34 protein-coding genes are annotated in these 25780 nt (G+C 45.3%); 29 read left to right on the plus strand and 5 right to left on the minus strand.

Features of this window, described 5'->3' with window-relative positions:
* Nucleotides 1–80 precede the first annotated feature (80 nt).
* The 6 genes from KNP96_RS08045 (at nt 81) to KNP96_RS08070 (ending at nt 6348) form a co-directional block, all read left to right on the plus strand.
* Nucleotides 81–1034 (plus strand): L-lactate dehydrogenase, encoded by a 954-nt coding sequence (locus tag KNP96_RS08045; protein ID WP_029332987.1) that lies wholly within the window; start codon nt 81–83, stop codon nt 1032–1034.
* A 199-nt stretch (nt 1035–1233) separates the two neighbouring features.
* Nucleotides 1234–1743, plus strand: a complete 510-nt coding sequence (locus tag KNP96_RS08050) for a GNAT family N-acetyltransferase (RefSeq protein WP_088836593.1) — start codon at nt 1234–1236, stop codon at nt 1741–1743.
* Nucleotides 1744–1946: 203 nt separating this feature from the next.
* Nucleotides 1947–2984, plus strand: a complete 1038-nt coding sequence (locus tag KNP96_RS08055; RefSeq protein WP_214769933.1) for a M42 family metallopeptidase — start codon at nt 1947–1949, stop codon at nt 2982–2984.
* A complete protein-coding gene (locus KNP96_RS08060; protein ID WP_214765394.1) occupies nt 2968–3165 on the plus strand; it encodes a YqgQ family protein in 198 nt (65 codons plus the stop codon). The genes KNP96_RS08055 and KNP96_RS08060 overlap by 17 nt, the downstream gene beginning before the upstream one ends.
* Nucleotides 3166–3249: 84 nt before the next feature.
* Nucleotides 3250–4206, plus strand: a complete 957-nt coding sequence (locus tag KNP96_RS08065; protein ID WP_214769935.1) for an ROK family glucokinase — start codon at nt 3250–3252, stop codon at nt 4204–4206.
* Between the two features lie 216 nt (nt 4207–4422).
* A complete protein-coding gene (locus KNP96_RS08070) occupies nt 4423–6348 on the plus strand; it encodes an LTA synthase family protein (RefSeq protein ID WP_034801229.1) in 1926 nt (641 codons plus the stop codon).
* Nucleotides 6349–6502: 154 nt separating this feature from the next.
* Here KNP96_RS08070 and KNP96_RS08075 read toward each other — a convergent pair whose 3' ends face one another.
* Nucleotides 6503–6682: a DUF2759 domain-containing protein gene (locus KNP96_RS08075; RefSeq protein WP_029332993.1), complete on the minus strand. Its 180-nt coding sequence runs from the start codon at nt 6680–6682 to the stop codon at nt 6503–6505.
* Between the two features lie 167 nt (nt 6683–6849).
* On the opposite strand from KNP96_RS08075, the gene KNP96_RS08080 reads away from it, so the two are divergent.
* The gene (locus tag KNP96_RS08080) at nt 6850–7467 is read left to right on the plus strand and encodes an MBL fold metallo-hydrolase (protein WP_088836596.1); all 618 of its coding nucleotides are present in this window, start codon (nt 6850–6852) and stop codon (nt 7465–7467) included.
* Nucleotides 7468–7520: 53 nt separating this feature from the next.
* Here KNP96_RS08080 and KNP96_RS08085 read toward each other — a convergent pair whose 3' ends face one another.
* Nucleotides 7521–7784 carry a DUF2626 family protein gene (locus KNP96_RS08085; protein WP_012369782.1) on the minus strand — a complete coding sequence of 88 codons (264 nt, stop codon included), beginning with the start codon at nt 7782–7784 and terminating at the stop codon, nt 7521–7523.
* Nucleotides 7785–8009: 225 nt separating this feature from the next.
* Between KNP96_RS08085 and KNP96_RS08090 the strand changes: the two genes are divergently transcribed.
* From KNP96_RS08090 to gcvPB, 13 genes are all read left to right on the plus strand, one after another.
* Nucleotides 8010–8396, plus strand: coding sequence for a Spx/MgsR family RNA polymerase-binding regulatory protein (locus KNP96_RS08090; RefSeq protein WP_029332995.1), 387 nt, complete (start codon nt 8010–8012; stop codon nt 8394–8396).
* A gap of 60 nt (nt 8397–8456) precedes the next feature.
* Nucleotides 8457–9299 (plus strand): ATPase, T2SS/T4P/T4SS family, encoded by an 843-nt coding sequence (locus tag KNP96_RS08095; RefSeq protein WP_214769938.1) that lies wholly within the window; start codon nt 8457–8459, stop codon nt 9297–9299.
* 17 nt (nt 9300–9316) lie between these two features.
* A complete protein-coding gene (locus KNP96_RS08100) occupies nt 9317–10255 on the plus strand; it encodes a type II secretion system F family protein (RefSeq protein ID WP_251132126.1) in 939 nt (312 codons plus the stop codon).
* A gap of 20 nt (nt 10256–10275) precedes the next feature.
* Nucleotides 10276–10587 carry a competence type IV pilus major pilin ComGC gene (locus KNP96_RS08105; protein ID WP_088836598.1) on the plus strand — a complete coding sequence of 104 codons (312 nt, stop codon included), beginning with the start codon at nt 10276–10278 and terminating at the stop codon, nt 10585–10587.
* Nucleotides 10556–11017 (plus strand): prepilin-type cleavage/methylation domain-containing protein, encoded by a 462-nt coding sequence (locus tag KNP96_RS08110; RefSeq protein WP_251132127.1) that lies wholly within the window; start codon nt 10556–10558, stop codon nt 11015–11017. Before KNP96_RS08105 ends, KNP96_RS08110 begins: the two co-directional genes overlap by 32 nt.
* Nucleotides 11018–11023: 6 nt before the next feature.
* Nucleotides 11024–11380: a type II secretion system protein gene (locus tag KNP96_RS08115; protein WP_214769941.1), complete on the plus strand. Its 357-nt coding sequence runs from the start codon at nt 11024–11026 to the stop codon at nt 11378–11380.
* Entirely contained in the window at nt 11265–11696 is a 432-nt protein-coding gene (locus KNP96_RS08120; protein ID WP_235195262.1) for a hypothetical protein, read from the plus strand. Before KNP96_RS08115 ends, KNP96_RS08120 begins: the two co-directional genes overlap by 116 nt.
* A gap of 35 nt (nt 11697–11731) precedes the next feature.
* On the plus strand, nt 11732–11965 hold the full coding sequence (locus tag KNP96_RS08125; RefSeq protein WP_239456854.1) for a hypothetical protein: 234 nt from the start codon (nt 11732–11734) through the stop codon (nt 11963–11965).
* A complete protein-coding gene (locus tag KNP96_RS08130) occupies nt 11958–12443 on the plus strand; it encodes a shikimate kinase (protein ID WP_088836600.1) in 486 nt (161 codons plus the stop codon). Before KNP96_RS08125 ends, KNP96_RS08130 begins: the two co-directional genes overlap by 8 nt.
* A complete protein-coding gene (locus KNP96_RS08135) occupies nt 12440–12754 on the plus strand; it encodes a hypothetical protein (RefSeq protein WP_088836601.1) in 315 nt (104 codons plus the stop codon). The genes KNP96_RS08130 and KNP96_RS08135 overlap by 4 nt, the downstream gene beginning before the upstream one ends.
* A gap of 182 nt (nt 12755–12936) precedes the next feature.
* Complete coding sequence (gene gcvT / locus KNP96_RS08140) at nt 12937–14019, plus strand: glycine cleavage system aminomethyltransferase GcvT (protein WP_214765385.1); 1083 nt, start codon at nt 12937–12939, stop codon at nt 14017–14019.
* A 13-nt stretch (nt 14020–14032) separates the two neighbouring features.
* On the plus strand, nt 14033–15379 hold the full coding sequence (gene gcvPA / locus KNP96_RS08145) for an aminomethyl-transferring glycine dehydrogenase subunit GcvPA (RefSeq protein ID WP_214769944.1): 1347 nt from the start codon (nt 14033–14035) through the stop codon (nt 15377–15379).
* Nucleotides 15372–16850, plus strand: a complete 1479-nt coding sequence (gene gcvPB, locus KNP96_RS08150) for an aminomethyl-transferring glycine dehydrogenase subunit GcvPB (RefSeq protein ID WP_088836604.1) — start codon at nt 15372–15374, stop codon at nt 16848–16850. The genes gcvPA and gcvPB overlap by 8 nt, the downstream gene beginning before the upstream one ends.
* A 239-nt stretch (nt 16851–17089) precedes the next feature.
* Here the strand turns inward: gcvPB and KNP96_RS08155 are convergent, their stop codons facing one another.
* A complete protein-coding gene (locus KNP96_RS08155; protein ID WP_029333057.1) occupies nt 17090–17470 on the minus strand; it encodes a rhodanese-like domain-containing protein in 381 nt (126 codons plus the stop codon).
* 138 nt (nt 17471–17608) lie between these two features.
* On the opposite strand from KNP96_RS08155, the gene KNP96_RS08160 reads away from it, so the two are divergent.
* From KNP96_RS08160 to hpt, 3 genes are all read left to right on the plus strand, one after another.
* Nucleotides 17609–18439, plus strand: coding sequence for a lipoate--protein ligase family protein (locus tag KNP96_RS08160; RefSeq protein ID WP_214769946.1), 831 nt, complete (start codon nt 17609–17611; stop codon nt 18437–18439).
* Between the two features lie 24 nt (nt 18440–18463).
* Nucleotides 18464–18886, plus strand: coding sequence for a transcriptional regulator MntR (mntR, locus tag KNP96_RS08165; protein ID WP_029333059.1), 423 nt, complete (start codon nt 18464–18466; stop codon nt 18884–18886).
* Nucleotides 18887–19031: 145 nt separating this feature from the next.
* A complete protein-coding gene (hpt, locus tag KNP96_RS08170) occupies nt 19032–19559 on the plus strand; it encodes a hypoxanthine phosphoribosyltransferase (RefSeq protein ID WP_088838449.1) in 528 nt (175 codons plus the stop codon).
* A 79-nt stretch (nt 19560–19638) separates the two neighbouring features.
* Here the strand turns inward: hpt and KNP96_RS08175 are convergent, their stop codons facing one another.
* Nucleotides 19639–20046: an SA1362 family protein gene (locus KNP96_RS08175; RefSeq protein WP_088836605.1), complete on the minus strand. Its 408-nt coding sequence runs from the start codon at nt 20044–20046 to the stop codon at nt 19639–19641.
* Between the two features lie 20 nt (nt 20047–20066).
* Entirely contained in the window at nt 20067–20999 is a 933-nt protein-coding gene (locus KNP96_RS08180; RefSeq protein WP_088836606.1) for a DUF1385 domain-containing protein, read from the minus strand.
* A 156-nt stretch (nt 21000–21155) separates the two neighbouring features.
* On the opposite strand from KNP96_RS08180, the gene aroQ reads away from it, so the two are divergent.
* The 6 genes from aroQ (at nt 21156) to nusB (ending at nt 25779) form a co-directional block, all read left to right on the plus strand.
* Entirely contained in the window at nt 21156–21581 is a 426-nt protein-coding gene (gene aroQ, locus KNP96_RS08185; RefSeq protein WP_088836607.1) for a type II 3-dehydroquinate dehydratase, read from the plus strand.
* Between the two features lie 19 nt (nt 21582–21600).
* Nucleotides 21601–22665, plus strand: coding sequence for a M24 family metallopeptidase (locus KNP96_RS08190; RefSeq protein ID WP_029333064.1), 1065 nt, complete (start codon nt 21601–21603; stop codon nt 22663–22665).
* 28 nt (nt 22666–22693) lie between these two features.
* Nucleotides 22694–23260 carry an elongation factor P gene (gene efp, locus KNP96_RS08195; RefSeq protein WP_088836608.1) on the plus strand — a complete coding sequence of 189 codons (567 nt, stop codon included), beginning with the start codon at nt 22694–22696 and terminating at the stop codon, nt 23258–23260.
* A gap of 167 nt (nt 23261–23427) precedes the next feature.
* Nucleotides 23428–23889, plus strand: coding sequence for an acetyl-CoA carboxylase biotin carboxyl carrier protein (gene accB, locus KNP96_RS08200; protein ID WP_088836609.1), 462 nt, complete (start codon nt 23428–23430; stop codon nt 23887–23889).
* A 14-nt stretch (nt 23890–23903) separates the two neighbouring features.
* Entirely contained in the window at nt 23904–25256 is a 1353-nt protein-coding gene (gene accC / locus KNP96_RS08205) for an acetyl-CoA carboxylase biotin carboxylase subunit (protein WP_239456856.1), read from the plus strand.
* Between the two features lie 121 nt (nt 25257–25377).
* On the plus strand, nt 25378–25779 hold the full coding sequence (gene nusB, locus KNP96_RS08210; protein ID WP_239456902.1) for a transcription antitermination factor NusB: 402 nt from the start codon (nt 25378–25380) through the stop codon (nt 25777–25779).
* Nucleotide 25780 lies beyond the last annotated feature (1 nt).

A 25780-nucleotide genomic window follows, 5' to 3' on the forward strand; every position in this document is an offset into this window, starting at 1 on the left:
ATAGTTTGTGAAAGATGTTACAATCTAATTGTGAGATAGTTAACAAACTTTTAATTTGTTTGGAAGGGTGGACATATCGGATGGAATTACATGCTAAAGTTACACGCGTTGCGTTAATTGGTGCGGGGGCAGTAGGATCAAGTTTTGCGTATCAAATGACGACAGCTGGACTTTGTGAAGAACTTGTCATCATTGATGTGAATAAAGCAAAAGCTGAAGGGGAAGCGATGGATTTAAATCACGGGACGCCATTCAGTTCTTCGCCGATGCGAATATGGGCAGGGGATTACGGGGATTGTAAAGATGCCGAAGTCATCGTGATCACGGCCGGTGCACCACAAAAACCGGGTGAGACACGACTTGACCTCGTTGCGAAAAATGCTTTAATCATGAAAGAAATGATGCGCCAAATCATGGAATCAGGATTTGACGGCATCATCGTCGTTGCATCAAATCCCGTTGACATCATGGCACATTTAGCATGGAAATATTCTGGTTTACCAAAGTCACGCGTCTTCGGATCAGGAACGGTACTCGATACGGCACGCTTGCGCCAAATGTTAGGAGAATACTTTAATATCGATTCACGAAACGCCCACGCCTATATTTTAGGTGAGCATGGCGACACGGAATTCGCTGCCTGGAGCAACTCAAGAATCTATGGAAAAACGATTGATGAACTGCTTGCAGAAGACGATCGTTATTCTCAAAAAGATTTAGATCAAATCTATATCAATGTACGCGATGCAGCCTATCATATCATTGAACGAAAAGGTGCAACATACTATGCGATTGGACTTGGTCTCGTTCGGATCGTCCGTGCGATTCTCGGGAACGAGAACTGTTTGTTGACTGTAGGAGCGCACGTTGACGGACAGTACGGGATTTCTGGTATTCATATCGGTGTACCTGCCGTGATTAACCGACAAGGTGTGCGCGAAGTCATCGAGGTGTCGCTGACGGATGAGGAATTAAAAAAATTCCATCATTCGGCGGAAGTTTTACGTCAAACGATGGAACCTGTCTTACGTTAAATCGGAAGCGTCAATCGTACCCACTGAACTCGGGCAAACGGAGTTTCAGTGGGTACGATTTTTTGATTAGAAAAAAGGACGCGATAAAAAATCTGAAAACTAGGTTTTATTTTACTAGAAAAAGGTTATGTTAGGGATAGAAGAGTTTTTCATGTCTTAAGAAACATTAGAAAACTCACAAAGGGGAGAAACGATAGTCATGTATACATTTCGAACGTTAACAAAGGAAGATGCAGAACAGTATTGGCGCTTACGCCTCGAAGGTCTAAAAAATCATCCGGATGCATTTGGTCATTCTTTTGACGATGAGCAACAAACGCCGCTCGAAGAAGTTCAAGAGGGGCTAGAAGGAGATCCGGAGTCGGATGAAGTTTGGATCGGGATATTCGATGAAGATACATTGTTTGGATTTGGTCAGGTCAAACCGTACGAACTGTCACGGGAATCACATAAGGCGATGATTTCTGGTGTCTATATCTCACCGGATTATCGTGGGGGCACGGGGCGCGCCCTGATGGAGGCCTTGATTGAAGAGGCGAAACAAATTCCGGAAGTCGAACAAGTCATTCTAGCCGTCTTGTCAGGAAATGAAGCTGCTCAAAAACTCTATGAATCACTTGGTTTCGAAGTATATGCAGAAGACCCTGATTCGGTCAAACTAGAGGATGGGACGTATCGAGATGACATTTGGATGAAAAAATACGTCTAAATGAAAGAGTTAAGAAGTCATTTAAAGGATGAAAGTCGTAGCGCAACTGTTGCTATGGCTTTTTTTCATAGCAGGCGGTCGCTTTTTTTGATTGTGCATTCTTTTTCGACTGGAGAGAGATATTTGGTATCATAAGAAGGAAACGATTTCATTAAAATAAGCCGTCCTTTCTTAAAAAGGACGTCAAACGAGGAGCGAACAAGATGAAAGCTGTGATTGAGACGATTCGTGAATTAGTAGAAATCCCAAGTCCGACTGGATTTACCGCGCATGCTCTTACATATGTAGAAAATCGATTTAAAGCAGAAGGAATTACGTATAAAAAGTTAGAAAAGGGAGCATTGCTCGCTACGTTGCCCGGACAGTCTTCACGGATTCGTTTGTTGACAGCACACGTCGATACGCTCGGGGCGATGGTCAAAGAAATTTTGCCAACAGGTCGACTGACGTTATCACAACTTGGCGGTTATGCGTGGACGGCAATCGAAGGTGAAAATTGTCTCGTCCATAAAATGGACGGACAGACCGTTTCAGGAACGATTTTGTTCCATCACTCAAGCGTCCATACGTCACGCGTGACGAACACGGAAGAGCGAAATGCGACGAATATCGAAGTGAGACTCGACATCCGGTCAACGACGGCAGAGGAAACACGGGTAGCAGGGATTGAAGTCGGTGACATCGTGACGTTCGATCCGCGATTTATTCATACCGAAACAGGTTTCGTCAAATCACGTCATCTGGACGATAAAGCATCCGTCGCCCTGTTGCTCGAACTGATCAAGGAGTGGAAAAACGAGACATTACCGCATACGACGCAAATTCTGATTTCGAATTATGAAGAAGTCGGATTTGGTGGGAATGCCGGTTTTTCTGAAGACGTCGCAGAATACATCGCTGTCGATATGGGCGCATTAGGAGAAGGACAACACTCGGATGAATATACGGTATCAATCTGTGCGAAAGATAGCTCAGGACCGTATGACCTTGCATTACGTCATCAGTTCACACGTCTTGCCCAAAGCCATTCGATTCCGTATAAGGTCGATATCTATCCATATTACGGTTCTGACGCTTCAGCAGCCGTCAGTGCGGGGCACGACGTCCGTCATGGACTGCTTGGTCCAGGAATCGAATCGAGTCACTCGTATGAACGGACGCATGAAGCGTCACTTCAAGCGACGTATGATTTACTGAATGTGTTCGTGAAGGAGAAAATGAATGATGAAAACACTTTATGATGTGCAACAGTTATTGAAAACGTACGGGACGATTGTCTATTTAGGCGATCGCGAGTCGGATATAGCAATGATGATGCTCGAACTCGATGAGCTCGAGCAAGCCGGTGTGTTAGAAAAAAAGCAATATGATTCAGCGAAAGTGATTTTGGCACATGAATTGAAAAAATCACGACATTCGTAAGAAAAAAATCTTGTGCAACCCTTTGCACAAGATTGCCGTTCAGCTAAACTAATAGAGATGAAATCATTTACGAATAAGGGAGCTATGCAGATGAAATGGTTACTCGGGATTGATATTGGTGGAACGACAGTCAAGATGGCAATTCTTGATTTACAAGGCATCATCGTTGAAAAATGGGAGATCGAGACGGTTATCCTGAATGATGGGGAACAGATTCCAGGCGACATCGCGACATCTTTTTTTGAGAAATGTAAAGAGAGTAATAAACGTCCGGAAGACTTCGTTGGTGCCGGAATCGGTGCACCAGGCTTCATCGACTTTAATACCGGTGTCGTCGAACGTGCCGTAAACATCGGTTGGAATAACTTTGAGTTGATTGGTGAATTTGAACGATTGACGGGTTTACCGGCTGTTATTGAAAATGATGCGAATGCAGCGGCAATTGGTGAGATGTGGAAAGGTGCCGGTAGTGGAGCGACGGAGTTACTTGCTGTGACACTCGGGACAGGCGTCGGTGGTGGATTGATTACGAACGGTCAAATCGTTCACGGGACAGTCGGGATGGCAGGAGAAATCGGGCATATCACGATGTTAGCAGAAGGCGGCGTCCTGTGCGGTTGTGGACGAAAAGGATGTCTTGAAACGATCGCCTCTGCGACCGGTGTAGCACGTCTCGGGCTCGAAAAACGAAAAGGACAGGAAACGGTTCTGAACGATATTCAAGCCGTGACGGCGAAGGATGTCTTCGATGCCTATACGAAAGGCGACCGGGTTGCGACGGAAGTCGTCGAGGAAGTGACGTTCCATCTCGGATTAGCAATCTCGAATCTCGCGAACAGCATCAATCCGGAAATGATCGTTATCGGTGGTGGGGTTTCAAAAGCAGGGGATGCTTTGATGGTACCGCTCAAAAAACAATTTGAACGCTTCGCGTTACCGCGTGTGTTTGAGTCGACGACTTTCAAAATTGCTGAACTTGAGAATGACGCAGGTGTCATCGGTTGTGCATGGCTTGCGAAACAAATGTTCTTGAAAAAATGATTTCATTAAATTTCAGAAAAAGGTTCGCTTTTGCGAATCTTTTTTTTGTTTACAAACGTAAGGAAAGTATGTGATTGTTAAGTATCTGCTTTGTTCAGGTTGCATTTTTGTAAAAGTAAGCGTAAAATTTTCACGTGATACGGGTATAAATAGAATATGGATTGACGTGTAAAAGTTCCAGGTCAAGAACACACGTATATTAGGAGGCAGGTTTTTATGCAGCAAGACTCTGGCATTTGGTCGCGCATGCGACTAAAGGTAGGCCAAGGTGTGAAAAGCACCTACACAGAACATAAACTTTTTTGGATTGCGACATTGTTGATTTGGTTAAAAACGTATGTAGCATACACGCTGTTTTTCGATGTTCCGATTACGAATTCAGCACAAGCATTCATCTTACTGATTAATCCAATCAGTTCGGCGCTCTTCATGTTTGGATTTAGTTTCTTCTTCCGTGGTAACGTTCAAAAATGGTTCATCTACGGAATACTCGTCCTGGCGACGCTCGTTCTTTATGCGGACATCATTTTCTTCCGCTTTTTCAATGACTACTTGACGTTACCGGTCTTGTTCCAAACATCAAATGCTGAGACGGTCTCAGCATCGCTTACATCATTGTTGACATGGGCAGACTTATTGATTGTCGGCGATCTATTGATTCTTCCATTCTTCTTACGGAAAATGGACATGTCTAAAAATGTCGCGTCACGAGGACGCGCGATTTTAGCGTTCGTCGCAGCAACTGCTGTCTTCCTTGGAAACTTGGCACTTGCTGAAACGGAACGTCCGGAACTATTGACACGGGCATTTGACCGCGAACTACTCGTCAAAAATATCGGAACGTTTAACTTCCATATGTATGACGCGTTGATTCAATCAAAAACATCAGCACAAAAAGCTCTTGCGGACAGTTCTGAATTGTCGGAAGTTCAAAACTTCGTCGCGTCGAAGTATGCTGAGCCGAACCCGGTCATGTTCGGTAAGTACGAAGGTAAAAACGTCATCGTGATGTCATTCGAATCGGCCCAATCATTTGCGGTTGGCCTGAAAGCGCCGAATGGTCAAGAAATCACACCGAACTTAAACAAATTAATTAAAGAGTCACATTCATGGGATAACTTCTACCATAATACGGGACAAGGGAAGACATCGGATGCTGAATTCATCTTAGAGAATTCAATCTATCCACTTGGTCGTGGTTCTGCGTTCTTTACGAATGGGGAAAATGAATTCCGGGCAACACCAGAGATGTTAAAAGAAGACGGCTATTATTCTGCCGTGTTCCATGCGAACAATAAATCGTTCTGGAATCGTGACATCGTTTACAACAGTTTTGGTGTCGATCGTTTCTTCTCAGAGACCGATTATGATCTCGGTAACCCGGATGATTTAACGGAGTGGGGTTTACTCGACGATAAGTTCTTTGAACAGTCGTTACCAATGTTGAAAGATCTTCCACGTCCGTTTTATTCGAAGTTCATCACATTGACGAACCACTATCCGTTCGAAATGCCGAAACCGGAAGATGAACTCGTCCCACCGCTTGAGACGAGCTCGACGACATTGAATCATTATGTCCAAGCCCTCGCATACCAAGACATGGCACTCGGTAAGTTCATCGATGGTCTGAAAGAGGATGGTACATGGGACGATACAATCTTCATGTTGTATGGAGACCATTACGGAATCTCGACGAACCATAACGCGGCGATGGCGGAACTCCTCGAAAAAGATGAGTTGACGGCATATGACGTCGCTCAGTTGCAACGTGTTCCGTTCGTCATTCACTTACCAGGACAAACTAAAGGTGTGAAGCACGAAGAAGTGGCGAGTCAAATCGACATGAAACCAACGTTGCTCCACCTATTAGGAAAAGACTTTAAGGATGAAGTCTTATTCGGAACAGACTTGTTCTCAAAAGAACATAAAGATTACGCCTTGTTCCGTGATGGGTCTATCATCACCGATAAAACCGTTTATACACAAGAAACGTGTTATGACCGGAAAACAGGTGAAGAAGTGACGGATGAAGAAAATGGAGCCATCTGTAAAGAGGCAGTCAAGCAGTCAGAAAAAGAACTCGGTCTGTCGGACAAAGTCATTTACGGTGACTTGCTACGTTTCTTACAAAAGTCTAAATAAGTCGTGATAAACACTAAAATAGCCGAAATCCCTCTACGTCTTAAGGGATTTCGGCTTTCTTTTGTTCGCATGATTCGTTTCGCAAGACTTATGACGACAAAAAAGGTGAGCCTTCTCGACGAGAAAGCTCACCTTTTTAATGTTTATCCAACGATTACGATGGGATTCCACCGAAAATCAGCGTCGCAATACCGAACCAGCCGAATAGTACAACAGTCAGTCCAGCAAATACGAGTGGAAACATTTGGCGTTTCTTAAGTGAACGGACGACGGCCCAAACACCGACGAGTGCTACGATGAAGAAAAGCCAACCGATTGGTTGATCCAAATGCATGACGTACTCCCCCTTAAAAATCACGTTATGAAGTTCACGAAGATTTCACTTAAATCTCACTTTTTAGTTTAGCTGACTATCCGCCTAAAGTCGAGAGGGGGAAGAGGGAACTTTCGACAATTTCGTGTATAGTAGAAAAGAATGATGTTTAAAAGGAGTCTGATCATATGGAAATCGTAAGTATTACTTCAGGTATCGCCTCGGAAAACGGATACCTTCTTTTTCGAGATGGGAAATGTCTCGTCATTGATCCGGGAACGGAAGATATGCGTTTCTTTGACGAAATCGAACAGCGGAACGCGCAAGTCGAAGCAATCCTCTTAACACACGCTCATTTTGATCACATCGGTGGCGTTGACATGTTGAGACGATTCACATCGGCTCCAGTCTATCTTCATCAAAAAGAAGCAAAATGGTTGGCGAATCCCGATTTAAATGGATCGTCTAAGTTTGGTGTGCCGCCGGTCAAAGTCAAACCGGCTGAGCATCGGTTAGAGCCTGGACCACTCTCAATCGGTAGTTTTAACATGCATGTTCTCGAAACGCCTGGGCATTCGCCTGGTAGCGTTACGTTCTACTTCAAAAATGAACGGGTTGCCTTTGCCGGCGATTTGTTGTTTAAGCAGAGTGTTGGGCGGACGGACTTACATGGTGGCGACCAAGACACGTTGATGCGCTCGATTGATCGAATCATCGCTGAGTTGCCGCATGACACGACGTTTTACCCTGGACATGGTCCGACGACAACATTGCGTCAAGAAGTTAAGAACAACCCGTTCTTTTGATTACGTGTAAAAAAACGCCTTCTCTTCGATTGAAGAAAAGGCGTTTTTTTATTTTACATCTGGAAGTTGGACCAATACGTGAAGACGATAAAGAATACTGTTAAGTAAGCTGCAAAGATGTAGACATACGTTTTTTCAGTTAGGCGAAGATAGCCTAATGCTGCAAAGAAGACAGTTTGTGCCAAGAAGACAAAGCCCATAACTAAAAATGAATCCGTATGCTCACTTGAGCTCGCGTCGCCGCCGAGTGCGCCGATAAATGCCATGACTGCAATGATTCCAGTCCAAAATCCGAGTACGCGGTACATTCTCCCCATTCATATAACCCCCTAAATCCGACAGATAGTCAATATACGTACTTATTTTACCAAGCAAACAATCATCCGTCCATCATGTTCTAGTGTTTGTTAAGGAATAACTGTGAACAAAAGATGAAGTTTAATAAAAAGTTGTACAATAGTTGTACAAAAGGTGTACAAAGTAAAAAAACCGTGGTATAGTTTCTGTAATGAGAAGCGCATATTTTGAGAGGAGGAGCAACAATGGCAAATGAGTTGATATTTTTCACGTATCCGAGCTGTACATCTTGTCGTAAAACGAAATCATGGTTAAAAGAGGAACATGTTGATGTAGAAGAACGCCATCTGTTCAGAAATGCTCCGACAGTGGACGAATTGATGGAATTGTTGAAATTATCGACAGACGGCATCGAAAGTTTACTCGCAACACGCAGCCAAGCTTTCAAAGATCTTGGGATTGATGTAGAGGATATGAAATTAAGCGAACTACTCCGATTGATGAGTGATAATCCGAAACTGTTACGTCGTCCAATCATTACTGATGGCAAACAACTCGTAATCGGGTATGATAAACCAGGTCTTGAAACACTAGCGAAGCGCAAAGCACGCTTAATCGCCCAAGTATCTTAAAGAAGCCGAGTTGTTCGGGCTTCTTTTTTTTTGTACTTTTTTAAGTAAGGAGGTGTCATGTTGAGAGAACTTGTCAGTCAATTGATTCAGCGATTTGCAAAAGGTGGTGTCACCGATGTGCATTTTGTTCCAGATGAACAGATGGCGCGTGTCATTTGTAGGACGGCCGACGGATTAAAGGAACAAGAAGCAATCCCTTTTAGTCAATACAGTTCAATCGTTAGTCATATTCGCTATGAATCCAACTTGAAAGAACAAAATGAACGGATTCCGCAAAGTGGTGTCTATCCGGTTGACCAAAGCGGGATGCGGGTCTCGATTTTACCAAGTCGTCACGGGGACGCGATGTCATGGCGCTTCTACCGGGCGGTTGTCTCGAGTGAGATTGCATCGACGCTTCTCAATCCGATTGAGGATTTAGAATGGCTTCAACAACAAAGTCACGGTTGTATCATCATTTCTGGGACGACGGGGGCAGGTAAGACGACGATGCTCTATTCCTTGATGGCATCGATGGAAGGCAAGCGGATCATCTCTGTCGAGGACCCCGTCGAATGTACGGTGCCTGGTGTCTTACAGCTTGAGTTAAATGAAAAGGCCGGTTTTGACGCGACACGTTGTTTTGAGGAAATTCTTCGGGCAGACCCGGACTGGATTGCTTTTGGGGAAGTTCGAACTGCTGAAGCGGCACGACTCTCGATCAATGCTGCTCTTAGTGGGCACGTCGTCGTATTTACTTTACATGCCGGAACAGTCAATGAAGTGTTGTTACGCTTAAAATCGCTAGGGATTTCAGGGGAGGAGTTAGCGGTCTGTAAAAAAATCATTCATCTTTACCGGGAGGAGGGGTATGTCCACTGTACAGTAGAAAACTTAACACGAACAGCAAATGTCGCTTTTTAAACCGATTTCATCGACTATTGTCAAAAGGCATTTCGACGAAAGAAACGTTAGAAATCTTACAACGATTCGAAGAGCCGATCCTTCTGCCGGTCATTGAAGAAATCAAACGTCGGTTAGAGAGCGGAAATCCGTTATCCATCGCATTAGAACCACTCGCCTTGTCCCCTTCGCTCCAGCGTCTGCTTCAGGTGGGTGATCAAACGGAACGCCCCTTGATGATTTTACAACAGGTCATTCGCTTGCTGGAGTTAGAAAATCAAATGAAAAAGAAATTTTGGAAAATGGCGCGGTATCCACTTGTCCTCGCCTCAAGCTTGATGTTACTTTTCATGTTTTATGCCCTCTACGTGTTTCCTTCCCTACTCGAGATGTCGAGTCCAGAAAGTCTTCCGCGCTTTTTAGTCTTAATTTTACACCCTTCAGCCAAGTACGTCCTTGCAGCGACTCCGATTCTGTTACTTTCAATCCTCCTTCTCACCTTTCGTCTGATTCCGGTCAAACGGCTATTACAGTTTAAAATCATTCAGAAACTCCTTCAGTTGTATTACAGTTACTTGTTTACGATTGAGATTGGTTCCTTTATTGACGCAGGTTTCTCGTTAGAAGAGGCTTTCCGCTCGCTTGAACAGGGACAGACGGGAAAGAAACAACAAATGTACGCGATGCTTCACCAACATCAACAAGCGGGCACCTCGTTATCTGAAGCCATCTTACAAGAACAAATCATTGATGTTGAAACCGTTGGGCTCGTTCACCTTGCTCGAGAAAGTGGTGACCTAGGTCCATTATTGCTAGCACAAGCCAGTTTGTTGCATGAATCGATTGAAGAAGAGTTAGAGAAAAAACTGCTGTTGATTGAACCGGTCTTGTATGGAGGCTTGACGATCATGACAGGCAGCTTATTTTTTATTTTGTACTACCCGATCCAACTGGCGATTCAACAACTTCCATTTTGAAGAAAGAAGGAGTTTTGATTATGAGACGATTCTTGAAAAACGAACGTGGATTCACTTTACTTGAAATGGCTGCTGTCTTATTAATTATTTCGCTACTGCTGCTCGTATTAATTCCGACGATGACGAGCGGGAAAGATCAAGCGAAAGGTGTTAGTTGTGAAGCGAACATCCGTGTCATTCGTTCCGAGGTCAACCTCTATTATGCGAAAGAAAAAAAATATCCGGAAACATTGCAGACGATTAACCGTGGTACTGCTGAAAAACCAAATGAACTGCTCTGCGATCAGGAGACGTATACCTATGATTCAAAAACAGGCGAACTTACGAAGTGACGGGTTTACATTGATTGAAATGAGTGGAGTCTTAATGATTACAGGTCTGCTGTGCTTATTGTTATTGCCGACTGTTATTGATCGGCGCCCGGCAATTTATTTACTCGAACAAGATATTGCGATGATGCGGCAAGATTTTCAGACGTTACGGTTGCTGCAATACTCTAAAACGGATAATCAAAATACCATTCAATTTCGATGGCGTGCAGACGGGGCGGGATATTTTATCATGGTGAACGATCGAATCCTGTGGCAGAGAACGTTTCAACCTGGTCATAGTTGTATCATCCCGACGACCGGGCGAGTGATTTACTTTAAAAGTTATCATTCGACCTATGCCTCGACGTGGTACTGCCGTTCAGCAAAACAAGAATATGAAATAAAATTCCTCCTCGGAAATTATCAAATGTTGATTCAACAAATGAGGTGAAATGGCATGCGGTCAAAGGTAAAAAGAGTTGTTTGCTCGGAGGAAGAGCGTGGATTCACTCTCCTTGAAGTGATGCTCTCACTTGTCGCCATCAGTTTGTTCTTAGTATTAGCGATTGATCCTTACTTGAATTTCGAAAAACAAAAAACACAGTTAATTGTTGAGACACGGCGCTTGGACGAGATGGCATCGAAGCAAGTGGCGGGTGATTCGACGGGGTATCGTGTCGAGGAAGGGAAGTGGTGTCTTGAAACGTTATGCCTTGCGAGCCGAATCCGGAACGACCCTCCTCGAAATTTCAATGGTCCTTTGGTTGAGTCCTCTATTACTCCTTGGATTATTGACGATGACACAACTCGTTAGCAACGCCAACCAAACAGAATGGATGGAAGAGGACCTGTTTTTTCATACCGTCGAACGATTGATGTGGCGCAGCATTGAGTGTGGATTAGTAGGAGAAGAGCTGAGGGGGCGGGATGTCGATCCAGGAGAGGAGCCGATTAAATGGCGGCTCGTTCGTGTACAAAATCAAATACGGCTCAAAAAAGAGTTTGGAGGCGAACTGACGTATGCCCACGACGTGACGCATTATCGAATCAAAGAAGACGGTGCCCGAATCGTAATCGAACTCAATCAGCGGTCTCGAACTTACGCCTGCAAGAAACCGGCTTCATCCTGATTCAAACCTTATTGATTCTGATAGGAATTGGTGCCATGATGCTACTAGGTTGTATGCGGATGGATGAGACCATCAAACAGTATAAGCTAGAGCAAGAGGCGCTTCAACTCGAGTCCCTTGTCAGAGCGGCATCACATGACTGTCGCCAAGATGAGACGATCCGTTATCCGATTGGACGAGTTACTTGTATCCGAACGGATAAAGGCTTTAAAATGGAAGCAATCTTAGATAATGGACAAAGAATCGAGGCGGTCGTTTCGGATGGATAAGGTTTATGTAATTGGTTTTATGGGAACTGGTAAAACAGCGATTGGTCGGAAGTTGAGCGAACGATATGACGTAGATGAACTGGATGAACGTTTTGTTCAAGAGTATGGTCAATCAATTGCTGATTTTTTTGCAGCACATGGTGAGGCAGGGTTTCGAGCGCGCGAAAGCGAATTGTTACGAAACAGTCAATCACAAATTGTCATCACGGGTGGTGGAATCATTGAACGACCCGAAAATCGTACATGGATGAAGGAAACGGGTACGGTAATCTGGATTGATACACCATTCGATTCGATTTGGAGACGAATTGAGTCGGACCGAAATCGTCCCTTAGTAGGGAAGTACGAGACTGTGAAGTCTTTGTATATGCGCAGACGTCCTATCTATGCAGACGGTGCGGATCTTCGTTTAGAGGGAATGAAATCGATTCGGGAGCTAACGGCAGAAATAGAATCGGTATTGGAGGAAAAGTCATGATTTGGATTAACATTGGAATCATTGTAGTAGCGATCCTCGGCTTAGTTGCTTATGGATTTGTGCTTTATAAAAAGAAGATTTCACAAGACTTACGGCTTGTGAAACAGTTGTTGGAGCGATTTACGATCCGCCAGCAAACGTTGCAGGCAGGCGTCGACCATACGACGAATCGGATTGATCAAATTAAAGGAAATGTCGATCATCTTGTGAGTGAAGGGAAGCGTGTTGAGCAAGGGGCGCGTCAACTAATGGTTGAAGGGCAACGACTTTCAACAGAAGTTCAACATACAGCTGGACTCAAGCAATTTTGAAATGGCTTTCATTGAGCGAATGTGAAACAATAGGAGAGAAGGGACTTTGTCCTTTCTCTCTTTAGTTTTGTTCAATTTCCGAATAAACCTAGAAAAATAGGTTTGAAGTTGATAGAATGTAAATGAAAGTTGAACATTAAAGAGAAAAGGAACATAAAATGTTCGTAAATAGGGGGATATGTATGAGTCAGACGACATTGAAGAGAACGCCATTGTTTGAAACGATCGCACCGATGGGGAAAATGGTCGATTTTGCAGGGTTTGAAATGCCGGTTCTGTTTTCATCAATCAAGGAAGAACACATTGCAGTACGTGAACAAGTAGGGATGTTCGATGTATCTCATATGGGAGAATTGTTAGTGACAGGTCCTGAAGCATTAGCGTTTCTTCAAAAGACGCTGTCGAATGATATCTCTAAGATCGCCATTGGACAGGCTCAATACAATGTTTTATGTCAAGAAGATGGTGGGACGGTCGATGACTTGCTCGTATATCGACTGGAAGAGGAAAAATATTTACTAGTCGTCAACGCCTCGAATATCGAGAAAGATGAAGCGCATCTTCGTTCGTATCTGGAAGGAAACGTGTTACTTGAAAACCAATCGGATGCGTATGGGCAGATTGCCGTCCAAGGTCCTAAAGCAGAAGAAGTCCTGTCGTCGATGACGGAGCTCGCATTAAATGAAATTAAATTTTTCCGGTTCGTTTACGGGAAAGTGGCAGGCATCGACATGTTAGTTTCGCGCAGTGGTTATACGGGAGAAGACGGATTCGAGTTATATATGCCGGCAGCAGATGCAGAACATGTCTTTAAGACACTACTTGAAGCAGGTGTCGTTCCATGTGGTCTTGGCGCGCGTGATACTTTACGTTTTGAAGCGTGTTTACCACTCTATGGTCATGAGTTATCGGCGACGATTTCACCAATCGAAGCAGGGATGGGGTTTGCCGTCAAACCACAAGCGAAAAAATTCATCGGGTCAGATGTGCTCGCACAACAAAAAGAACAAGGCGCACCACGCCGTTTGATTGGACTTGAACTCGTCGATAAAGGGATTGTCCGTCAGGATGCTCCGGTTTTACTGAATGGAGAGACTGTTGGTTTTGTGACGACAGGGACGTTGCCGCCGACAATCGGTAAAGCCATTGCCTTGGCGCTCGTACCAGCAGAATATGCGACAGAGGACCAGTTCGAAGTGGAAGTACGTGGAAAGAAACTAGCCGCAAAACGTGTGAACACACCGTTTTATCGTCGAGCCAACTAAGGGGGACTTATAGATGGATTTTCGTTATTTACCGATGACGCAAGAAGATGAAAAAGAGATGTTACAGACGATTGGTGCAAATTCGATTGAAGATTTACTAGCAGACATTCCAGCCGCTGTCCGCGACCAAGGGACGTTAGAAGAAGTCGGGATTCCGCTACCGGAAACAGATTTGATTCGGACACTCTCGAAGCTTGCTGACCAAAATATGAATACGAAGCAATATCCATCGTTCCTCGGTGCAGGCATTTACGATCACTATGCACCGGCTGTCGTCAATCATATGTTGTTGCGTTCAGAATTCTATACGGCGTATACACCCTATCAACCTGAAATCTCACAAGGGGAACTGCAAGCGATTTTCGAGTTTCAGACGATGATTTGTGAATTGACAGGAATGGATGTCGCGAACTCATCGATGTACGACGGCATTACAGCACTAGCGGAAGCGGCAATGCTTGCCTGTGCCCATAAAAAGAAAAAGACGATCGTCTTGTCGGATGGGGTTCATCCGGAAGCACATGATGTCGTTCGGACGTATGCGAAAGGGCCGGGGCTCGATGTCAAGACGCTTGCATTACGGGACGGCGAGACGGCAATCGAACAATTAGACGGACTTGATGATATCGCATGTGTCATCGTCCAATACCCGAACTTTTATGGACGCGTCGAAGATTTACAAGCGTTAGCAGATGCAACACATGCAAAAGGCGGTTTATTTATCGTCTCAGCCAATCCGCTTGCCCTCGGACTGCTTGAAGCACCTGGGAAACTCGGTGCGGATATTACGATTGGCGATTGCCAACCGTTCGGGATTCCCCAAAGTTTTGGTGGACCGACGTGTGGCTACTTCACGACGACAAAAGCCTTAATGCGTAAAATTCCAGGACGCCTGGTCGGTCAGACAGTGGATGAGGATGGCAAACGCGGTTTCGTCTTGACGCTCCAAGCTCGCGAACAGCACATTCGTCGTGATAAAGCGACATCAAATATTTGTTCCAACCAAGCATTGAACGCATTGGCGGCATCGATTGCGATGAGCGCGTTCGGAAAACAAGGGATTCGTGATTTAGCGGTCCGCAACTTGCAAACGGCACATGCCTTGAAAAAATCATTGAAAGCAGCCGGCTTCCGCATCGTCGATGATGGACCGAGCTTTAATGAATTCGTCGTCGAATTACCAATCGATGCGGAAGAAGCAAGTCGTCAATTGCTTAAAGCGGGAATTATCGGTGGATTGCCGCTCGGCACATACGACGCAAAACGAAGTCGTGAAATGCTTGTCTGTGCAACAGAATTACGGACGAAAAAAGAGCTCGATCAATTCGTGTCAGCGTTAGGGGGATTAACTCATGCATAAATCAAGCGAACAAACATTGATTTTTGAAATCTCAAAACCCGGTCGTGTCGCATATGCGTTACCACTCGCGACGGTCGAAGAAGAAGCAATCGAAGACATGTTGCCAGCTTCTTTTGTCCGAAAAGAAGACGTCGCGTTACCGGAAGTTTCGGAACTGGATCTCGTACGACACTACACGGCACTTTCAAACCGGAACCACGGTGTGGATTCCGGGTTCTATCCGCTCGGTTCATGTACGATGAAATACAATCCTAAAATCAATGAAGATATGGCACGACTTCCCGGGTTTGCCCACATTCATCCGCTTCAACCGGTTGAGAGCATTCAAGGAGCGCTCGGTTTGATGTATGACTTACAAGAAAAGTTAGCAGTCATCACGGGAATGGATGAAGTGACGCTTCAACCAGCAGCAGGGGCACACGGAGAGTGGACTGGATTGATGTTGATCAAAGCCTATCATCATGCGCGCGGCGACTTCAAACGGACGAAAGTACTCGTTCCAGACTCGGCACACGGCACGAACCCGGCATCGGCGTCTGTCGCAGGATTTGATACCGTGACGGTCTTGTCAGATGAGCGAGGTCTTGTTGACTTAGAAGACTTAAAGAGCAAAGTGGGAGACGATACAGCGGCTTTAATGTTGACGAACCCGAACACGCTCGGATTGTTTGAATCGGATATCGTCGAGATCGCAAAAGCAGTCCATGAAGCAGGCGGGAAATTGTATTACGATGGAGCAAACTCGAATGCCATCATGGGGATTGCACGTCCCGGCGATATGGGCTTCGATGTTGTTCACTTGAACCTCCACAAAACGTTTACCGGCCCTCACGGTGGTGGTGGTCCTGGTTCAGGTCCGGTCGGTGTCAAACAAGACTTGATCCCTTATTTACCGAAACCGATCGTCGCAAAAACAGACGAAGGATTCATCCTTGATTATGATCGCAAAGATGCAATCGGACGTGTCAAACCATTCTACGGAAACTTCGGGATTAATGTCCGCGCCTACAGCTACATTCGGACGATGGGCGGAGAAGGTCTCGCCCGTGTCTCGAAAGAAGCTGTCTTGAACGCAAACTATATGTTAGCACGCCTCAAAGGCGCATATGACGCACCGTATGATGTCTATTGTAAACATGAGTTCGTCTTGTCGGGTCGTCGCCAAAAGGCACTTGGCGTGCGGACGCTTGATATCGCAAAACGACTGCTTGATTTCGGTTACCATCCACCGACAATCTATTTCCCGTTAAATGTCGAAGAGTGTATCATGATTGAGCCGACGGAAACGGAATCGAAAGAAACACTCGATGCGTTCTGTGACGCGATGCTCCAAATCGCACGTGAAGTCGAAGAAACGCCAGATGTCGTCCTGAACGCACCGCATACGACGGTCGTCAAACGGATGGACGAGACGTTGGCAGCGCGTAAACCGGTGTTGCGTTATGAGCCGAAACAGGAAGTCCATGCATAACGGTTACTGAAAACGAACTGACTCGTAAGTCAGACTAAGATCGATTCCTATGACGGACGTTTCCAGTCGACATTAATTAAATGACCGATGATTCTATTTTTACTGGATCATCGGTCATTTCTATGCCTATTTTTGTCGTTCACGACCTTTTTAATCAGAGCGTCTCGTCAATGAGTCGACAAGCGAAAAACCCTTCCTGAGCCTGAGGCGTAGGAAGGGTTTTTCGCTTGAATAGTGAATTAGCTACGTTTGACTTTTCCAGTCCACTGTTTGAAACCGCCTTTAAGCTGGTACAAGTTCGTGTAGCCGGCTTTTTTCAAGACTTTAGCTGCTTGTGAAGATCGCATGCTGCCTTGGCAATACAAGTAGATCGGCATATCTTTACGAAGCTCTTTCGAACGCATCTTCATTTGGCTAACCGGAATGTTACGCGCGCCAACGATATGACCGCCTTTAAATTCTTGTGTTTCCCGGACGTCGACGATTTGTGCCTTACGGTAGTTCGCGCGGAATTCCTCTTGCGAGAGTTTTGTGATGCCTTTGACTGGCATGAAACGCCAGACGACATAAGCAATCAATGCCACCCATAAGACGATTGTGATGATTGTGCCTGTTTCCATATTCAACTTCCAACCCCTTCGTTCATATAACATCTCTATCATTATAGTAAACGAAATCGATTTCGGCAATCGACTCGTCGTTGCGCAGGATAGAAAGGGTCTGATACACTTATACGGAAACGTTTTGGGGGTGTTCGCTTGATAAAGAAATGGCAAGTATTGACGACCGAAGCATTAGAGCCGGCAATGAACATGGCAATTGATGAAGCATTGATTGCTTTTGTCGGGCGAGGAGAGATTGCGCCTACGCTTCGTTTTTACTCATGGGAACCACGCGGACTCAGTGTCGGTCATTTCCAGCGTGCGACACGTGATATCGATCGAAAGCGAATTGAAGAACTCGGTATCCCAATCGTTCGACGGATGACTGGTGGTCGAGCGGTTTTACATGCGGATGAACTCACATATAGTGTCGTCATTCAAGAGGCGACAGAAGGACTACCACGAACTGTAATCGAAAGTTATCGCCTGTTGACGGAAGGAATCCGGAAAGGCTATCATCACCTCGGTATTCCCGTTGAATTTTCAGTTCCGATGACGGAAGAAGAAAAGGAAGAGTTACGAAAGCCGAAATCGGCCGTTTGTTTTGATGCAGCCTCTTACTATGAATTGGCAGTCGGAAAACGGAAAGTCGCGGGGAGTGCTCAAGTTCGTCATCAAGGCGTTGTGCTTCAGCATGGATCAGTGCCTCTATCGGTTGATGAAGGTGAATTGTTTGACTGCTTCCTTTATGAAGATGAAACGATGCGTCAACGGATGAAGTCACGCTTTGCAGGGAAAGCGGTTGCCTTGAATGAACTCGCGGGCCGGAAAGTGTCATTCGAGGAAGTTCGTGATGCGTTTACACGTGGTTTTGAGGATGCGCTTCAATTGGAATTCGTTCCGCTTGAATTCAATGAGCGGCAATGGCAGGAAATTGAACAGTTAGCCGAGAAGTATCGTAGTGATGAATGGAACTGGAAACGTTAAAGCGAAAGATTGGAAGGTGATGTCGTGCCGACTCCGAGTATGGAAGATTATTTAGAGCAAATTTATATCTTGATCGAAGAAAAAGGATATGCCCGTGTATCGGATATCGCAGAACTATTAGGCGTACACCCTTCTTCTGTAACGAAGATGGTGCAAAAGTTAGACCGTGAAGAGTACCTCGTCTACGAAAAGTATCGTGGTCTCATGTTGACTGCAAAAGGTAGAAAGATTGGGAAACGACTTGTCGAACGGCATGCGCTGTTAGAGGATTTCTTGCGCCTTGTCGGCGTAGAAGAGTCACTAATCTATAAAGATGTCGAGGGAATTGAACATCACTTGAGTATCGAAGCACTTGATAAAATCAATGGGATGATTCAATTTTTCGCTGAACGCCCGGCTTTACAGGAAGAACTTCATAATTATCAACAAGCACACCCAGAAGACTGAGTGGGCTTGTTTTTTTACGTTAAACGCCTTATAAACGAACATTTGGTTATAAAATAATAAAAAAGTACGTGAATTGAACGGATTATGCTATACTGACGATGAAAATGACCGAAGGGGGTGACGGGTGGAAATTCACCCGGATACTATGGAAATCGTCATCAAAGAAAAATTGGTTTCAGAAACTGATTTAGCTAAAAAAGTGAGTGAACTCGCAATCGAGATTGAACGGGATGCGGCCGGGCGTCAAATTGTCCTTGTCGTCGTGTTGAAAGGGTCGATGGTTTTTGCAGCGGACTTGATGCGGCAAATTAAAGGAAGTGTTCAAATCGATACCGTTGCCTGTTCATCATATGGTGCGAAGACGGTCTCTTCTGGACGCGTTCAATTGAAAAAAGATTTAGACCTGGATGTCGAAGGGAAGTATGTTGTTGTTGTCGAGGACATTATTGATACGGGACATACACTGAGCTTTTTGTGCGAGCATATGAAATTGCATAAGCCGGGTGTTTTGAAGATTTGTACGTTACTTGATAAACCTGCGCGTCGTGAAGTCGAGTTGACGGCAGATTATGTTGGATTTGAGATTCCGGATTACTTCGTCGTCGGCTATGGCATCGATTGTGCAGAAGAGTATCGCAATTTGCCGTACATTGGTTGGGTCGAGACAGAATAAAAAACCGTCAGCAGACACGAGTCGCTGACGGTCGAACGATAGAAGGGGGCTGTGTTTTAGCAGCTCTCTCTTTTTAATATTAAAAAGCACGTTTTTTCTTTTTGCCTTTTTTACCTTCGATGACGGTCAAATTAGGACCTTTCGACCGATCGCGAAGTGGGCGTACTTTGTTCGAAGTCGAGGATTTCGTCGCCGTTTTGATTTGTTTTTTCTTAAAGTCTGTTCGACGCGGACCTTGATCTCGTTTACCGTGCAATTTTTTCGATTGCGCGACTGATTTTCGATATTGTGCGTTTCCGCCGCTTGCAGCACCGCTATTGCGCGTCATGAACTTAAAGATCAAGAAAATGATTCCCGCCACAACTGCAACGAACAGTAATTGTGAAAACAGACCGCCAGGATCATTGATAAGCTTATATCCAAAGCCGACGAAAGCAAACAGTAACACGATAAGTGCGAATGTAGAGCCGATCCGTTGTCTAATCATATTATCACCCCTGTTATCGATTAACCCAGTGCATTCTCATGTATGTTATCTTCCTGTTTTTCGAGTGCTTCAAACGCATAAATCGCAACCTCAATCTGTGAATCGTCTGGTTCTTTTGTCGTCAAGTACTGTAACCATAGGCCTGGCAAGGCGATGACACGTAATCCCTTGATATTTTGGGCTTTATTTGTTAATTGAAGAACTTCAAAAGACAGACCGATGACAACGGGAAGTAAAGCGATTCGGAAGGCGAGTCGAACCCATAATGGATCGGTCGGGACGATTAAATAAACGAAGAAACCGACGATGACTGTGAAGATCAGGAAGCTTGAACCGCAACGATAATGGAGGCGGCTGCTTCTTCTGACGTTTTCGACGGTCAGTGGATGACCGGATTCGACACAATTGATGACTTTATGTTCCGCCCCGTGGTATTGAAACAATCGTTTGACGAGTGGTGTCAATGAAATCAAGTACAAATATCCAAACAGTAGGGTCAGCTTAATCAACGCCTCGATGACGTTTTGGACGAAGTGGCCGGATAATGCTGGGAAAGAACTGAATAGTGAGGCTAAGAATGCCGGCAACAGCGTAAACAGTAACTTTCCGAAAAAGAATGATAAAACACCAAGTAAAGCGACACCGAGCCATTTTGTCAATTGTCCTTGATTCGTTTCTTCGGGTTCTTCCTCTCCGGGATTAACGCCGTAACGATCACTTGCGAAGTTCATGTGGCTTGCTCCATTCGCAGATGATTCGACAAGAGCGAACAGTCCGCGGAGAAGCGGGATTCGTTTACCAATCGCAATCCGTGGACGAATCGGCTTTTTCTGTTCAAATGTCTCAATCGTCGCATCATTTCGACGAATTGCAGAAACAGCATGTGTCGCATTTTGGAACATTACGCCTTCGACGATGGCTTGTCCACCGACGGGAGCTTTTGCGGTTTTCATATTTAAACGCATCCTATCTCAAATAAAATATCGTGTATCGTCAGTTTACTAGATTCTATTCAAAAAAACTATGGGGGACTGCTTGATGACGGGTGAATCTTTAGGAGACGGAAAACGTCTTATGATACAATCAGAAGGACGAATGGAGGTGATGATGTGCGCGTATTGGTTTTAAATGGACCGAATTTGAATTTACTTGGAACGCGTGAGCCGGAAACATACGGTGCAAAGACGTTGAATGATTTAGAAACGTTGATGATGGAACGTTTTCCGGAAGTTGAGTTTACGTTTGAACAATCGAACCATGAAGGAACGTTGATTGATTCTCTACATGCAGCGCGGGGGTATGATGGCATTGTGTTGAATGCAGCTGCATACACACATACGAGTATCGCCTTACGTGACGCGATCGCAGCGATTGAAGTGCCGACAATCGAAGTGCACCTATCGAATGTTCATGCGCGAGAAGAGTTTCGACATCGCTCACTCATCGCACCGGTCTGTCGTGGTGTCATCAGTGGACTTGGGATGACGGGGTATATACTCGCTACTGAAGCGTTACTTCATCCGGACGCTACATAACTTAAAGGGGGAAACAGACATGCAACATCGTATTGAAGCATTACAATCCGCTTTAAAAGAACGTGACTTACCAGGACTTATCGTGACGAAGGCAGAAAATATTCGCTACATTTCAGGATTCACCGGTTCAAGTGGCGCGTGTCTCGTTACGGCAGAACATGCTTATTTCGTGACGGATTTCCGCTATACGGAGCAAGCTGCTGATCAAGTCAAAGGAATGGAAATCGTTCAAATCGATCGGTCGATTCCGGCGACGATGGGTGAACTCATCGCAGGCGCACGCGTGCGAGCGGTTGGGGTCGAAAAAGATACGATGACACTTGGTTTATTCGAAGCATATGATGAAGCTTCTGCAATCGAACTGATTCCAACGACCGGAATCGTCGAAAACCTACGCTTGATTAAGGATTCATCAGAGATTAAGATGGTTAAGGAAGCGGTAAAACTAGCAGACGCTACCTTTGAACACATTTTGACGTACATCCAGCCGGGGAAAACAGAACTCGAAGTGTCGAACGAACTCGAATTCTTCATGCGTAAGCATGGAGCGACGTCGTCTTCATTCGATACGATTGTCGCATCTGGTTACCGCTCAGCGTTACCGCACGGTGTCGCGAGCCAAAAAGTGATTGAAACGGGTGAGCTCGTAACACTCGACTTTGGTGCATTGTTGAACGGTTACGTCTCTGACATTACGCGAACGATTGCGGTCGGTCCAATTAATTCCGAGTTACAAAAAATCTACGATACGGTCTTACAAGCACAACTTGCGGGCGTAGACGGACTTCGTCCAGGGATTACTGGAATCGAAGCAGACGCGTTAACACGTGACATCATCAAAGAAGCTGGTTATGGCGAATACTTCGGTCACTCGACTGGTCACGGCATTGGTCTTGAGGTGCATGAAGGACCGGGACTTTCGTTCCGTTCGGAAACGAAGCTTGAACCAGGGATGATCGTGACAGTCGAACCAGGAATCTATGTGCCACAAGTTGGTGGATGCCGAATTGAGGATGATGTCTTGATTACCGAATCAGGGCGCGAAATTCTTTCGTCTTCATCGAAAGAACTCATTACACTCTAAGTAAGATGAACATTTAGGAGGAACCAGTATGGTATCAGTAAACGATTTAAAAACAGGCTTGACGATTAAAACTTCAGACGGAATGATTTGGCAAGTCCTTGAGTTCCAACACGTAAAACCTGGTAAAGGTGCAGCATTCGTGCGGACAAAAATGCGTAACATCCGTAACGGGAACATCCAAGAGATGACATTCCGTGGTGGCGAGCGCGTCGAACGTGCCCACATCGAGCGTAACAAGATGCAATACCTCTACCCAATGGGTGAAACGTATGTCTTCATGGACACGGAGTCGTATGAGCAGCTTGAATTGACGACAGCACAAGTTGAAGCAGCACTTCCATATCTCCTTGAGAACATGGAAGTTCAAATCGCAGTCTACAACGGCGAAATCCTCGGACTCGAACTTCCGAACACGATCGTTATGACGATTGTTGAAGCAGAGCCGGGCGTCAAAGGCGATACAGCTTCTAACGTCAAGAAAAATGCGACAGTTGAGACGGGTCACATCATCCATGTGCCGCTTTTCATCGAAGCAGGAGAAAAAGTAACAGTTGATACGCGGACAGGTGATTTCACAGGACGCTACAACGGATAATACAGATATGCCAATGCCCCTTCGTACTCGTTTCCGAGTCAAGGGGTATTTTTTCACTCGCCGGTACTTGCATCCTCTGGTATGACCAGTTAAACTTAATATTTGAGTAGGCATTAGCACCTGGTATAATATTAAGAATGAATGTTTAGATGGGGGATGGAAAGAAGATGAAAATCGATCAGTTGAAACAAGTGTTAGAAATGCTTGATCAATCAAACGTAAATGAACTTTCTCTAGAAACAGACACGTATAAATTAAAGCTTAAAAAACAAGGGGACGGTGTCGTAGTATCTCAGCACGACGCGGTCGCAGCGGCACCTGTCCAGCAAAAAGTAGTGGAAACGGCACAAAAGCCGGCCGTTGTACCTGAAGTCATGGAAGAGAAGGATGATACGGTCACAATTAACGCGCTAATGGTCGGTACGTTTTATTCACGTGCAAATCCTGAAAAACCTGCTTTCGTCAAAGTCGGCGATCAAATCGAAGTGGGTCAAGTCGTCTGCATTTTAGAAGCGATGAAACTATTCAATAACTTAAATTCGGAAATTGCCGGAACTGTCGTCGAAATTCTCGTCGCAGATGGAGACCTTGTTGAATTTGGTCAGCCACTCTTCCGGATTCGTCCTTGAGCGGGGTGATGGGAATGGAAAAACTACTAATCGCGAACCGTGGAGAAATCGCCGTTCGGATTATTCGTGCGGCTAAGGAACTTGGGATCCAGACGGTTGCTGTCTATTCGACAGCGGATCGAGAAGCACTTCATGTCCGAATGGCAGACGAAGCATATTGCATCGGCGATGTCAGTTCGACGTCTTCTTATTTGAATGTGACGAATATTCTCGCCGTTGCGACAAATCGAAACGTAACGATGATTCACCCGGGATACGGATTCCTGGCTGAAAACGTTGACTTCGCGGAGATGTGTGAAGCATGTGGTATTCAATTCGTCGGTCCGACGTCGCAAGCGATTCGCCAGATGGGCATTAAAGATGTCGCGAAAAAAACGATGATTGAATGTGGTGTCCCGGTCGTGCCGGGCTCTGACGGAACGGTGACGGATCAAGAAGCAATTGGTCTCGCTGAAGAAATCGGTTATCCGGTCATCATTAAAGCGACGGCAGGTGGCGGAGGGCGCGGGATTCGTGTTGCCCGGACAAAACAAGAACTGATTGATGGACTGGAAGAAACACGTCGCGAGGCAAAACAAGCATTTGGCAACAGCGATGTTTATTTAGAGCGTTTCATCGAAGAATTCCGTCACGTCGAAGTTCAAGTGCTTGCCGATCGACATGGGAACGTCATTCACCTCGGAGAACGAGATTGTACGGTGCAACGGCGGATGCAGAAGTTGATTGAAGAAGCTCCTTCGCCAGCCGTCAGCGCAGCGACACGGTTGAAAATGGGAGAAGCAGCTGTCAAAGCGGCAAAAGCCATCAACTATACGGGTGCCGGAACAATCGAATTCATTTTTGTCGAAGAAACAGAAGAATTTTTCTTTATGGAAATGAATACTCGGATTCAAGTCGAGCATCCGGTGACAGAAATGATTACAGGATTTGATCTTGTTCAAGCACAACTCCAAGTCGCGCTCGACCACCCGTTAGCAGTTCAACAAGAGGATATCGAGTTCCGTGGGCATTCAATCGAGTGCCGGATTAACGCAGAAGATCCAGATCACGATTTCCGACCACATGCGGGTCGCGTCACACAATACGTCGCGCCAGGTGGTATGGGTGTCCGAATCGATAGTGCCGTTTATCCAGGTTACATGATTCCTCCGTACTATGACTCGATGGTTGCGAAATTGATTGTCCATGCAGAGACGCGCGAGGAAGCTTGTGCGAAAATGGAGCGTGCTTTGGCTGAATTTTGGATTGAGGGTGTCAAAACGACAATTCCGTTCCATCAAAAGGTCTTACAGCATCCTGTATTCCGCCGGGGAACCTTCACGACGAAGTTTGCGGAACGTGAGTTAAAAGCAGCAATCGTAAAATGAACGATGACGGGAGTCGATGGATTTTACTCCCGTCTTTTTGGCGTTCACTATGTTTTTTAAAAGGGGAATGTGCTAAACTAATTGATTGAGAACGACAAAAAAAGGAGCACGTGAAATCATGATGAAACGACACATGGCACGCGAACTCGCAGTACAATCTTTGTTCCAAATGGAACTTTCTGACTTGTCTGCACAAGAGGCCATTGAATTCGCAGTAGAAGGCAAAGAATATGATACATTTGTAGAGCAATTAGTAGTTGGTGTAGAGACGAACAAGGATGAGATTGATCAACATTTACGGGCAGCGCTCGTCAACTGGTCATTTGAGCGTCTTGGTAACATCGAACGGACGATTCTTCGTCTTGCCGTCTATGAATTGATGTTCGAACCGAAAATTCCAATCCGCGTTACAATCAACGAAGCAATCGAATTAACAAAAGCGTTCGCAGACGAAGAAGCAACGAAAATCGTCAATGGTGTGCTTGGTAAGGTCGCACAACAAGCAGTCAAAGAAAATTCATAAG

It is taken from the genome of Exiguobacterium sp. s133 (genome assembly GCF_018618595.1).
Classification (GTDB): domain Bacteria; phylum Bacillota; class Bacilli; order Exiguobacteriales; family Exiguobacteriaceae; genus Exiguobacterium_A; species Exiguobacterium_A oxidotolerans.